The 11945-nt window shown below is 62.3% G+C and carries 9 protein-coding genes; 1 reads left to right on the top strand and 8 read right to left on the bottom strand.

The features are described from left to right. Positions 1–163: 163 nt before the first annotated feature. The 8 genes from A9K68_RS15720 to A9K68_RS15685 all read right to left on the bottom strand — a co-directional run bounded on the left by A9K68_RS15720 (position 164) and on the right by A9K68_RS15685 (position 10458). Entirely contained in the window at positions 164–1393 is a 1230-nt protein-coding gene (locus tag A9K68_RS15720) for a hypothetical protein (protein WP_065012257.1), read from the bottom strand. Positions 1394–1414: 21 nt separating this feature from the next. After that, on the bottom strand, positions 1415–2887 hold the full coding sequence (locus A9K68_RS15715; RefSeq protein ID WP_065012352.1) for an aspartate aminotransferase family protein: 1473 nt from the start codon (positions 2885–2887) through the stop codon (positions 1415–1417). Positions 2888–2910: 23 nt separating this feature from the next. Then, entirely contained in the window at positions 2911–3918 is a 1008-nt protein-coding gene (locus A9K68_RS15710; protein WP_065012258.1) for an NAD(P)-dependent oxidoreductase, read from the bottom strand. Next, the gene (locus A9K68_RS15705) at positions 3915–4364 is read right to left on the bottom strand and encodes an EamA family transporter (protein WP_029351963.1); all 450 of its coding nucleotides are present in this window, start codon (positions 4362–4364) and stop codon (positions 3915–3917) included. Before A9K68_RS15705 ends, A9K68_RS15710 begins: the two co-directional genes overlap by 4 nt. Positions 4365–4484: 120 nt before the next feature. Further along, entirely contained in the window at positions 4485–5837 is a 1353-nt protein-coding gene (locus tag A9K68_RS15700) for an FAD-binding oxidoreductase (RefSeq protein WP_065012259.1), read from the bottom strand. A gap of 2 nt (positions 5838–5839) precedes the next feature. Further along, complete coding sequence (locus A9K68_RS15695) at positions 5840–7273, bottom strand: UbiA family prenyltransferase (RefSeq protein ID WP_065012260.1); 1434 nt, start codon at positions 7271–7273, stop codon at positions 5840–5842. A gap of 262 nt (positions 7274–7535) precedes the next feature. Beyond that, positions 7536–7799, bottom strand: a complete 264-nt coding sequence (locus tag A9K68_RS15690) for a hypothetical protein (protein WP_029351968.1) — start codon at positions 7797–7799, stop codon at positions 7536–7538. A 169-nt stretch (positions 7800–7968) separates the two neighbouring features. Further along, the gene (locus A9K68_RS15685; RefSeq protein WP_065012261.1) at positions 7969–10458 is read right to left on the bottom strand and encodes a mechanosensitive ion channel family protein; all 2490 of its coding nucleotides are present in this window, start codon (positions 10456–10458) and stop codon (positions 7969–7971) included. A 216-nt stretch (positions 10459–10674) separates the two neighbouring features. Between A9K68_RS15685 and A9K68_RS15680 the strand changes: the two genes are divergently transcribed. Continuing rightward, the gene (locus A9K68_RS15680) at positions 10675–11934 is read left to right on the top strand and encodes a sarcosine oxidase subunit beta (protein WP_065012262.1); all 1260 of its coding nucleotides are present in this window, start codon (positions 10675–10677) and stop codon (positions 11932–11934) included. The last annotated feature ends 11 nt before the right edge of the window (positions 11935–11945 follow it).

Here is an 11945-nt window from a genome sequence, read left to right as displayed (position 1 = left end):
CGCGACCCCGGCGCATGCCCCCGAAAATCGGAATCGATTTTCGCCTGGATCATGCGCGGAAAAATTCCACAGCGTCCTTTACGCGCCCAAAAGGACGCGGGGCACTGCAGTTGAGATCAGCTGCTTCAAGGGAAAATGATGCGCGCCAGGCTGGAGACGGACCTCATGGTTCATCTCCCGAAACGACGTGCAACACTGGGGCGCGACGCCGTTCGATGCTCGCCCACAGCGCCATGAAGGGGCCGGCGAGCAGCAGGAACGGCGGGATCAGATAGGGAAAGTAGATGCGGGTGTCGTGGATGGGGAAGACGGTGAACTTGGCCAGCGCGCCGAGCACCAGCGCCGCAAACAGGATGCCGGCACGGCGGTCGAGCTTGAAGCCGGCGCGGCCGGTCGCATACCACCCCGCCAGCGCCAGCACCGAGACGCCGACCCAGCTGTTCAGGCTGACGGCGCGGACCAGGGAGGCGGCAAGAGCCCGGAGATAGACGACAGCCGAGAAGGGTGGATCGAAACCGTCCATGTTATAGTGCTGCTCGACGTTGGAGAACCACAGATGCGGCCACCAGCCGGGATGCTGCGCCCAATGCGAGATAGCGAAATAGGCGACCAGGGAGGCGGCAAATCCGGTCAGAGCGCCCCACCCCTTCTGCCGGAAGGCGACCAGCAATGCGGCGAAGATCGCAAGAAAGACGATGTTGTCGGGCCGCGCCATGAAAGCGAGGAAAAGCAGGATCGCGGTGGCCACTTCGCGACCGCGCACATACGCAAAAAGCCCGCCGAGGAACAGCGCGGAGCATAGCAGATCAGGTGTATTTGCCCGCGCCGCGTCGCCGAATTCGGCCATGATCAGCACCGCGCCGGCGACCGGCGCCAGCGCCAGCGCGCCTTCGGACCGCAGCCAGAGCAGCGCGATCGCACCGAACAGCAGCACCGACAATACTGAGATCACACGCATCGCCTCGACCGGCGACATCACAGAACTCATCGTCGAAAGGATCTCGGCGTAAAGGAACTTGATCCGGTACATGCCGAGCAGCGAATGGAAGTCGGTGGAATTCCCGGCCATATGACTGCGGAAGCCGCCGCTGTCGTCCGTCAGTGTCTTGTACTCGCCCGCCGAGACGCCGTCCCTAACCGTGCCATAAGCATAGTCGTGCAGCGCCTGCACATTGGGATAGCTGCCCTCCTCGGCGATCGCGAGGTAGGGCAGCATGTCCCAATTGGCGTCGGGGATGAACCATGTCGTCACAGCGATCAACACGATGTAAAGCGCGAAGGCCGCCGCCCCGACCGGTGCGGCAAGACGCGCATAGGTGCCCTCGCCCCATGCCAGACCGGCCTCGGTGACCCGGTCGAGCAGGTTTGTCGAAACGGGAGATTTGGTCAGCATGGTTTCGCTCGGCGGACCTGGCTAGCGGACCTGGCTTTTGACGAAATCCTTCACGATCGACACGATGCCGCGCGACAACAGGCTGTCGAGCGCCTCGACAAAGCGGTCGACATGTTCGCGCTGGCAGATCAACGGCGGTTCGAGACGGATGACATTGCGGTTGTATTCGGTGAAGGCGACGAGCACGTCGTAGTCGCGCAGCAACAGCGCTCCGACGAAGCCGGACAAGGATCCCTTCAGCTTCTCGTCGAGCACGCTGACCACCGGCCGCAGCACCATCGGCATGGTCTGCGAAAAATCGTGGAATTCCAGCCCGACCATCAGGCCCTTGCCGCGGACCTCCTTGATGATCTTCGGGTATTTTTCCCTCAACGCCTGAAGGCGTTGCAGCAGATGGTCGCCGGTCACAGCGGCGTTGTCGATGAGCCCCTCGTCGTAAAGCACGTTGAGCGCCTCGATCGAGGTGACGCAGGCCTCACCCATGCCGCCGAAGGTAGCCATGGCGTGGATCATCGCCGTCTTCGGCGTGCCATAGGCCTTCATGTAGACCTCGCGCCTGGCAATCATCGCGCCGACCGCCGCCTTGCCGCCGCCGAGCGATTTTGCCAGCGCCGTCACATCAGGAACGACGCCGTAATGCTCGAAGGCATAGAAACGGCCGGAGCGGCCATAGCCGCACTGCACTTCATCGGCGACCCACAGCACACCGTACTGGTCGCATAGCGCACGCAGCTTCTGCCAGTATTCAGCAGGCGCCTGGATGATGCCTCCACCACCCTGGATGGTTTCCAGCACGATGACGCCGATCTCCGGGTCCGAGCGGAAGGTGCGCTCGACCGCTTCGATGTCGGCGAAAGGGATGCGCACGACATTGTCGGCCACCTTGAAGTCGGCGCGGTAAAGCGAGCCGTCGGTGATCGCCAGCACACCCTTGGTCTTGCCGTGGAAGGAATTCTCGGCATAGACGACCTTTGGCCGCTTCGGGCCGGCGGCGCGCTCGGCGAGCTTCACGGCCGCCTCCATGGCTTCCGAGCCGGACGAGCCCAGAAACACCATGTCAAGATCGCCGGGCGAGCATTTGGCGAGATTGTGCGCCAGGGCGGCCGCATATTGCGACATGAAAGCGATAGCGATCTCCTGCCGCTTCTCCTCCTGGAACTTCTTGCGCGCATCGAGAAGGCGCGGATGATTGTGGCCGAAGGCCAGCGAGCCGAAGCCGCCGAAGAAATCCAGGATCCTGCGGCCGTTCTGGTCGATGTAGAACATGCCTTCGGCGCGCTCGATCTTGATCTTGTGGAAGCCGAGCAGCTTCATGAAATGTAGCTGGCCGGGGTTGAGATGCGCCTTGAACAGGTCGGTCATGCGCGCGACATCCATCGCCTTGGCCTGCTCGACGCTGATCAGATCGGGCTTGGCGGTGGTGGCGGGCGGAAGTGCCGGCGCGCTGACCGTGGCGCGCGCAGTCGTGTGGTCTGGCTTGGTCATGACGGTCATCTCAGGGGTCTCCTGCTGGCCCATCAATCGGCGGGCACATGTCTGGCGGCGACGGCATGGCCGTCTTTCTTGGCGCGGTATTCGCTATAGGCGGCGATCAGCATGTCTTCGTCGCGATATTGCGGCACCCAGCCGAGCTGGCGTTCGGCCTTGGACACGTCGAGCACGCAGTCCTCGTCGGCGATCAGATACTGCTCCGGATCCATGATCGGCATGTTCAAGAAATCGAGCAGGTCGAGCGTGCGCTTGACTGCCCAGCCCGGTGTCGGGATCAGGATCGACTTCGACCCGGCATGCCTGATCAGATCGCCGAGCAGTTTCCTGACCGGCGGCGGGTTGAGCGAACCGAGATTATAGGCTTCATCAGGCACGCCGGCTCTCCAGGCGGCGCGCGCTGCCTCGGCGCAGTCGAACACCGAGATGAACTGATACGGGTTCTTGCCCGAGCCGATCATAGGCACCGGAAGATTCCAATCGATCAGCTTGAACAGTTTTTCGAGGATGCCGAGGCGGCCGGGACCGATGATCAGGCGCGGCCGAAACAGCGAGATCGACATGCCGAGCTTGCGCCATTCGGCGGCCAGCTCCTCGGTCTTCTGCTTCGACCAGCCATATTCGCCGAGCGGCGCGACCGGATGTTCCTCGGTCATCGGCTGCGTGATCGTATGGCCGTAGATCATGTCGGTCGTGTAATGGACGAGCTTGGGCGCGCCGGCTCTGTCCATCGCCTTTATGATGTGCTCGGTGCCGTGGAAGTTCACCGGGAAGAAGAACTGGTGGCGCTTGGCGCGCACCTGGATCGGCGACAGCATTTTCGCCGAAAGATTATAGACCATGTCGTCGGCCTTCAGCCCGACCGAAGCGACCGAGGCCGGATCGGTGACGTCGCACCTGACATATCGGACCGAACGGTAATGCGGCAGGTCGCTCTTGGCGATGTCGGCGACGACCACCTCCTCGCCGTCGGCCAGAAGTTTCGGGGCAAGGTGGCGGCCGACGAAACCGTCGCCGCCAAAGATCACATGTCTCATCGAACAATCCCGCTGGTGTGAATCTTGTCGGGGGAAAGGCCAGCCGTCTCGTCCTCGTGCTCTCGATCGCCCAAGTCCCGGCCACTTTGGGCGATCAGCACCGTGCCGACGCAGATGAAGGCGATGCCGGCGATGCGCCAGGCATTGAGGTCTTCGCGGAAGATGAAATAGGCGAAGATCGCAACGGCGACATAGGCGAGGCTGAGGAACGGATAGGCGAAGCTGAGCTCGACCTTGGACAGCACATAGAGGTGCGAAGCCATCGAGATGACGAAGGTGCACAGGCCGAAGAAAACCCACGGGCTGAAGACAATCTGCAACAGCTTCAGCAACGGATTGGTGCCCTCGAAGGAGATCGTACCGAGTGACATCATGCCCTGTTTCAGCATGAGCTGCGCAGCGGCGTTGGTCATGACCGTGAACAGAATGAAGACGATGTACTTCATGTTTCTTCCGCCAGCCCTTCAGCCGTTCTATTACAAACCTGCAAACGTTTCGTGAAGTACAAAACGTTTTAAGCAAACCTTTGCCTTAGATCCGTTAATCACGAACTGTTCTAATTTTATCTATTCTGCGGCTTCAGCGGTTTCGCGCCGAGCCTCGAGTTTTTTCGCCGTTCGCGCCCAGAAACTCGACATGAAGGCGGGATCGCGGATCGCTTCGAGGCGTTGCCATTCCGGAAAGGATGCGGCGAAAATGTCGGCGCCCATGCGGGCGTCCTTGTAGGGATTGACCGCGCCACCGGCCTCGACCGTGATGTGGTCGAGCTCCTTCAGCAGCGCCAGCGTCCCCCGGCCACGGTTGGAAAAATCCAGCGTCAGCGTGAAACCCGGTCGCGGGAACGACAGCAGTGCCGGCGAGCGGATCGAGCCGAAGCGCTTCAGGACCGTCAGGAACGAGCCCTGCCCCGCCCGTTTTGCCGCCGCAAGCAGCGCCGGCACCGCTCGGCGCACGACGTCTTCCGGCACCACGCTCTGGTGCTGGAAAAGCCCGTTCGGTCCGTAGAGCCGGTTCCAGTTGCCAACGCCGTCGAGCGGAAAGAAAAAACCCTGGTAGCCGACCTGGCGCGGCGCGGTAGACCTGCCTTTCTTCCACCGGTAGGCGGCATTGAAGGCAGCCAGGAACGGCGGGTTGAGCACGTTGAACGGCGGCTGGAACGGCACCGAAAGGTTGCCGCCGGCACGAAAGGCCACATGGGAGCCATGCTCGGCATGATTGCCGGTAAACAGCAGCCCTCGCCCACGGCCGTGGCCGCCGGCAAGCTGGTCGATCCATGCGACGACGTATTCGTTGGCTTGGTCGGCCGCTTCGGCTAGCTCGAAGAATTCGCCGAGGTCGCGGAACGGCGTCGCCGTCTCGACGATGTCGAGGGATGGCACCCGCATCAGCCGGATCGATGCGGACAGGATCAGTCCGGTCAGCCCCATGCCGCCGATCGTCGCCGCAAACAGGCGTGCATTGTCGGTGGCCGAACAGTAATGGGACCGTCCATCCGATTTGAGCAGCGTGAACGATTCGACGTGGCAGCCGAAGGTGCCGCGCCGGTGATGGTTCTTGCCGTGAACGTCATTGGCGATGGCGCCACCGAGCGTGACGACCTGCGTGCCTGGAACGGCGGCCGGAAAGAAGCCGTATGGCGCTGCATGGGCGATGATGTCGGACAGAAGCACGCCGGCCTCGGCCTCGATCACGCCTGTCTCGGCATTGAAGGCGCGGATCCTGTTCAGCGGCCGCATGTCGACGACCATGCCGGCCTGGTTCTGGCAGGAATCGCCGTAGGAGCGGCCGTTGCCGTAGGCGAGCAAGGCATTTCTTGCCGCCTTGCCACTCTTCAGCAGCGCAACAGCGTCGTCCGCCGGGATCACATCGAGTGCCGGCGGCGTGGCAAGACCGAAGCTCTGGAACCGCTGCTTCGCCACGCCTACCAGCCTCCGGCGACCAGGAACACGGCGCCGATGAGCACGACGATCTGGCTGCGCCAGTCGCGGATGATGAAGACGACCGGATCGTCATGCATCTCGTCGCGGCGGGCGAGAATCCAGACGCGGATGGTCAGGTACAGGACGATCGGCGCCAGGGGCCAGACCAGCCACGGGTGAGGATAGAGTTCGCGCACCGCAACACTGTCCATATAGAGTGCCAGCACCAGCGCCGAGGAAAAGGCCGAGGCCATGCCCGCCTGGGCGACGATCTCCTGGTCTTCGGTGCGGTAGCCGCGGCCGGCAATGCGTTCGCCGGCCGGAATGGCGGTCGTGCGCAGCTCGACAAAACGCTTCACCAGCGCCAGCGACAGGAAAAAGAAGATCGAGAAGGCCAGCAGCCAGAACGAGACGTCGACGCCGGTCGCCGCGGCGCCCGCCAGAACGCGGATCGTGTAGAGTCCGGCCAAGGTCAGCACGTCTATCAGGAGCATGCGCTTGAACGACAGCGAATAGGCGGTGGTGATGACTATGTAGCCGCCGAGCACGCCGAGGAAATCGATAGGCAGCAGAAGCCCTGCACCAACGCCCATTGCAAGCAGCACCATCATCGAACCGAGGCCGAACGGGATCGACAGCGCGCCGCTGGCGAATGGCCGGTTGCGCTTGGTCAGGTGTTTGCGATCGAGCGCGAGATCAAAGAAATCGTTGAGGATGTAGATGGCGGAAGCGACTGCGCTGAACGATACGAAGGCCAGCAGGCATTCCCAGACCATGTCGGCGTTGAAGTATTCGTGCGACAGTACCATCGGCACCGCGATCAGCGAGTTCTTCAGCCACTGATGAACGCGCAGCATCTTGATGATGGTTCTGAACGTCGGCTTCGGCGCCGGCATCATTTCGGCACCGTGGGCGGCCTGCCATCGCGCAGCATGGCGGTCGGGCGCGACGACGATTGCCGCGCGCGCGGCGTCGAATACCCTAAGGTCGTGCCGGCTATTGCCTGCATAGTCGAAGCCGCCATCGCCATAGGCGGCGACAAGCGAGGCGCGCTTTCTGCCTGAGGTCATGTTGTGGGGGCCGTCGGTCGCCAGGACGCGATCGAATATCCCGAGATGTGCGGCGATCGCCTCGGCCAATTTGCGCGGCGTACCGGTCGCCAGCACGATCTGGCGCCCCTCGCCATGTTCAATGCGGAGGCGCTGAAGCAGCGCCTCGCGGTAAGGCAGCGACGCAGGATCGATGTCGATGCGTTGAGCGATGGCCTGCTTCAACCGCGCCGGCCCGCCGGCGAGCCAGAACGGCACGAGGAAAATATAGAGCGGGTTCTTCTTGAGAAGGATGAACAGCCCTTCCCACAACAGGTCCGTCGCGATCAGCGTGCCGTCGAGATCGACGGCAAGCGGAATTGCGTTCCTGTCCGACCGCGCGTCCATTTTCCGTTGCCCTGCCTAAAAGCCCATGATCCCGAAAACCGATTTCTCGGAAAGGATCATGCACCATTCCAAAATCCGCGCCGTGCTTCGGCGTCTTCGGCCCGATATAACGGGGAACAGCGCAGCGAATGTTAAAACGCCCAGCCTGACCTGGCTTGCGTGACGGTATTTCGCCCTTCATCGTTAAGTTTCGCTCACCCGAAACCATACAAGGCCGGGCATTGCCCGGCCTTCGAAAAATCGTCAACGTTTTTTGACGCGGCTACTTGATACGGGCGACGCCGCCCGAGATTTCGATCGTTTCCGAACCGGTCAGCGCCTCGAGGTCGCCATTCGGCATGGTAACGAAACAGCCGGTCGGGCAGAATTCCGCGGTTTCGCCGGCGGCCAGCGCCAGCTCCGTCTTGCCACCGCCTTCGGTCACGACGAGTGTGCGGGTCTCGGCGTCCTTGTTGGTCGCGCTGGCGCCGAAGGCTGAACCGCCCACGGCAAGAAAAGCGATGGCGGCGACGAGAGACTTCCACATTTGCAATATCGGTGTTTCCACCGCCTCTGTTTGCATTTCGCAAGGCATTCTCGCCCTTTGCATGTGAGCTTATATGAGATGCAAGCTGAACGGCAACTGAATGCCGCATTCATGCCGCAATTGCTTTCGCTGTGTCGAAAGCCGGTGATACCTGGATATCAATATTACCCTAATCGGGATCCGGCTTGCGGGTCTTGCGCCCGGATCTAGCCAGGCGTTTCGTCTCGGCCGCGGCTTCGGCCGCCGCGCGCTCCTTCTCGGCGAATTCAGCCTCGATCTGGTCATCGTCGATCGGCCATGCGTCATGCTTTTTGGTCTCGACGACGGCGCGCGGCGCCGACGGAATTTCGATATGCTGATCCGCGAACTCATCGAGGACGGCAAACCGGATGTCGTTCTGTACGATGTTGCCATTCATGACGTCGGCCAGGAACACACGGATTTCGAATTCGAGAGCGGCCGGCCCGAAATTGGTGAACAGCACGAAGGGTTCGGGATTCTTCAGCACCAGCGGATGACCGCGCGCAATCTCCAAAAGGACAGCATGGACCTGCTTGACGTCGCTGCCGTAGGCGACGCCGACCTTGATGTCGATGCGACCGAGCTTGTTGCGGTGCGTCCAGTTGCCGACGGCATTGTTGATCAGGTTTGAATTGGGCAGGATCACCGACTGCCGCTGGAACGTCTCGATCTCGGTAGCGCGCACACTGATCTTCTTGACCGTGCCGCTGATGTCACCGGCGACGATCCAGTCGCCGACCTTGAACGGCCGCTCGGCCAAAAGGATCAGACCGGAGACGAAGTTGGAGACGACGTTCTGCAGGCCAAAGCCGATACCGAGAGACAGGGCGCCGGCGACAAGCGCCAGATTGGAGAGATCGATGCCCGCCGCCGAGACGCCGACGAGTGCTGCGAGCGCCACGCCGGCATAGCCGACCGCCAGCCGGATTGAGTTTCGCACGCCGGTGTCGACTTTGCCGCGCGCCATCACCGAGCCGTCGAGCCAGCCCTGGAACCAGCGCGTCAGGAAATAGCCGATAATGAAGACAATGATGCCGGTCAGGATGCCGGTCACCGAGATCGTCACCGAGCCGATGGTGAGGCCCGTCGCCAGCTTATAGCCCCAGGCCTGGATGTCGCCGGGCTGGAAGCCCCACGTCAACAGGATCAGCGGCAGGAACACCAGCACGATCATCAGGTTTATGGCGACGCTGACGACCAGGCCGAGCTGGTCGAGCGCGGACTCCTCATAGCTGGAATTGGTCGATAGCCAGCGCCCGATCGACGTGTTGGCAAAGCCGCCTTCCTCGCTGATCGCCCGCGCCGACAGGAAGCCGATATAGGCGGTGACCAGAATGGTTCCGGTGACCACGACTTGCAGCGAGACGAAGATGGCGAGGCCGATATAGCCGAGCAGCGCCGTGGCGATGGTGAAAACGCCGAGCGCGACAGCCGTGTAGCGCAGCCACACCGGCCAGGGGCGCCAGCTTCCGTCGGGTGCCTTGAACGGTTTGAGCAGCCCCATCAGGATCAGGATGACGCCGACGATGATGGTGGCGACAAAACTTCTGGCGATGGTCAGCGACAGCGGCGAGCCCATCTTGTCGTTGACGACCGACAGGAAATTGTTGACGCCGATCACCACCGCCATGGCGGTCGTCAGCCGCACCAGCCAGCGTGCCGGACCCGTTTCAACGGGTATGAGCCGCCAGTTCGGCAGCCGCGGCTCCAGCGCCGCATTGGTCAGCCGGTTGACGCAGAACACCACCGCGATGACGGCGACCAGCGCGTTCAGGAAAACGCCAATGTCGCCGCGCAACACGTTGTAGTAGTTGAAAAAGAACACGGTCGAGACGAGAAAGACGCCGACCGCCAGCGTCGGCAGCAATGTCGACCAGAACGCCACCGACAGCCGGCTGAGATAGGACGGATCCTCGACGGAAGGGTCCGCTTCGAAAACACGTCCGAACAGGCGCCGCCCACCGACAAAAAGCACCGCCGCCAGGGAGAGCGCCGTCAAGGTCGCGGCCAGCACGGCCTGGAACTTGAACTTGAAGGCGAAGGTCAGCCAGGACGACACCGCCTTGTAGAAGCCGGTAAATTCACCGTTGGCATCGGAAATGACCTCAGGGCTCAGAGCGTCGGACAGCACGTAGCGCTTAGTGAGCAGATTGCGAAACAGCTCGCTGCGCATATTGGCGATCTTGTCGATGAGGCCGCTGATGCGGATCGACAGGTTTTGCGCCGCGGCGATGACAGCATTGATCTCGGCCTTTTCGGACGCCAGCGCCTGGCGTTCGCTGGTCACGATGTCGGGCTCGGGAGGCTGGCCCGCGGCCGGCGGCGCCCCGAGCTGATCGAGCCTTGCGTTGATCTCCGAAAGTCGCGGGCGGAAGGCAAGCGCGCTGTTCAGCGCACCTCGCGACATTTCCTCGAGCTGCAGGCGGATATCGACAAGGCTGGCGTCGTCGTCACCGTCCTCCTGGATTTTCTTTTCGAGATTGTCGGTCCTCGTCGTCAGATCCTGCAGGATTTTCTGCTGGTCGGCGACCACCCCGGACGCAGCATGGTCAAGCCCCTGCGCCGCCGCATCAAGCGAAAGCGGCGCCGAGGCAACGATCGCCAGGACCAGAACGAAGCGGAGCAGTCGGAAAAGCATGATCGTTTGGCGACTCACAGGCGGTAAGGCGTTCTAAAGCTCGTCCTTGATAAAGACGCTCATACCGGGGAGCAAGCCGTCGCTCTGTCCGGCGGTCTCGGCGTCGGCCAGTCGAAAAGCGATGGCGCAATATTGGCTTTGCGGCAGCGGCCTGCTCTATAGTGTGCCCCATCGCCCAAAACGGATGACAAAAAGCCAGAACGGATAACAAAAAGAATGGCGGAATATTCGGTCTTTTCGCTTCTCAAAAACGCGCTGACCGGCAACAAGGACTGGAAGCCGGCCTGGCGCAAACCGGACCCTAAGGCGTCCTATGACGTGATTGTCATCGGCGGCGGCGGCCATGGCCTGTCGACCGCCTATTATCTCGCCAAGGAGCACGGCATCACCAATGTCGCCGTGCTGGAGAAGGGCTGGCTCGGATCCGGCAATGTCGGCCGCAACACGACGGCCGTGCGCTCCAACTATCTGCTACCGGCCAACACGCGCTTCTACGAACATTCGATGAAGCTGTGGGAGAACCTCTCGCACGACCTCAACTACAACGTCATGTTCTCGCAGCGCGGCTGCCTCAACCTCGCGCATACACCCGCCCAGCTCGACGATTTTGCCCGCCGCGGCAACGCCATGCGCCATCTCGGCGTCGACGCCGAACTGATGACCACGGCCGAGATCGCACGCTTGGTGCCGGCGCTGGACGCCTCCGCCACGGCGCGCTTCCCAATCGTCGGCGGCCTGATGCAGCGGCGCGCCGGCACCGCCCGCCACGATGCCGTCGCCTGGGGCTATGCGCGCGGCGCCGACCGTCGCGGCGTCGACATCATCGAGAATTGCGAGGTCACCGGCTTCCTGCGCGACGGCGACCGCATATCAGGCGTCTCGACGTCGCGCGGAGAGATCCGCGCCAAGAAAGTGGCGGTCGCGGTGGCCGGCAGCACCGGGCAAGTCATGCGGCTCGCGGGCATCGATACCATGCCGATCGAGAGCCATGTGCTGCAGGCCTTCGTGACGGAATCGCTGAAGCCATTCATCAACACGGTTCTGACTTTCGGCATGGGCCATTTCTACATGTCGCAGTCGGACAAGGGCGGGCTTGTCTATGGCGGCGACCTCGACGGCTATAACAGCTACGCCCAGCGCGGCAGTTTGCCTGTTGTCGACGAGGTGATGAGCGAGATGCTGGCACTGTTTCCGGGTCTCGCCCGCGTCCGCATGCTGCGCTCATGGGGCGGCGTCTGCGACATGTCGATGGATGGTTCGCCGATCATCACCACCGGTCCGCTGCCGGGCATGTATCTCAACTGCGGCTGGTGCTACGGCGGTTTCAAGGCGACGCCGGCCTCCGGCTGGTGCTTTGCCTGGACCATCGCCAAGGACGAGCCGCACGACTTTAACGCCCCCTTCACGCTCGACCGTTTCCATCGCGGCCTTGTGATCGACGACAAGGGCCAGGGCGCAACGCCTAGGCTGCATTAGGTAGGACATCG

Origin of the sequence: Mesorhizobium sp. AA22 (genome assembly GCF_001672375.2) — a bacterium.
Taxonomy (GTDB): Bacteria; Pseudomonadota; Alphaproteobacteria; order Rhizobiales; family Rhizobiaceae; genus Mesorhizobium; species Mesorhizobium wenxiniae.
This window is presented reverse-complemented; position numbering and strand designations above follow the sequence as displayed.

What these genes read in the sequence shown, in the direction of transcription:
- A9K68_RS15695 (WP_065012260.1), bottom strand. Translation starts at nt 7,273, where the DNA reads ATGGACGCGCGGTCGGACAGGAACGCAATTCCGCTTGCCGTCGATCTC.
- A9K68_RS15720 (WP_065012257.1), bottom strand. Translation starts at nt 1,393, where the DNA reads ATGCTGACCAAATCTCCCGTTTCGACAAACCTGCTCGACCGGGTCACC.
- A9K68_RS15690 (WP_029351968.1), bottom strand. Translation starts at nt 7,799, where the DNA reads ATGTGGAAGTCTCTCGTCGCCGCCATCGCTTTTCTTGCCGTGGGCGGT.
- A9K68_RS15710 (WP_065012258.1), bottom strand. Translation starts at nt 3,918, where the DNA reads ATGAGACATGTGATCTTTGGCGGCGACGGTTTCGTCGGCCGCCACCTT.
- A9K68_RS15685 (WP_065012261.1), bottom strand. Translation starts at nt 10,458, where the DNA reads ATGCTTTTCCGACTGCTCCGCTTCGTTCTGGTCCTGGCGATCGTTGCC.
- A9K68_RS15715 (WP_065012352.1), bottom strand. Translation starts at nt 2,887, where the DNA reads ATGACCGTCATGACCAAGCCAGACCACACGACTGCGCGCGCCACGGTC.
- A9K68_RS15705 (WP_029351963.1), bottom strand. Translation starts at nt 4,364, where the DNA reads ATGAAGTACATCGTCTTCATTCTGTTCACGGTCATGACCAACGCCGCT.
- A9K68_RS15680 (WP_065012262.1), top strand. Translation starts at nt 10,675, where the DNA reads ATGGCGGAATATTCGGTCTTTTCGCTTCTCAAAAACGCGCTGACCGGC.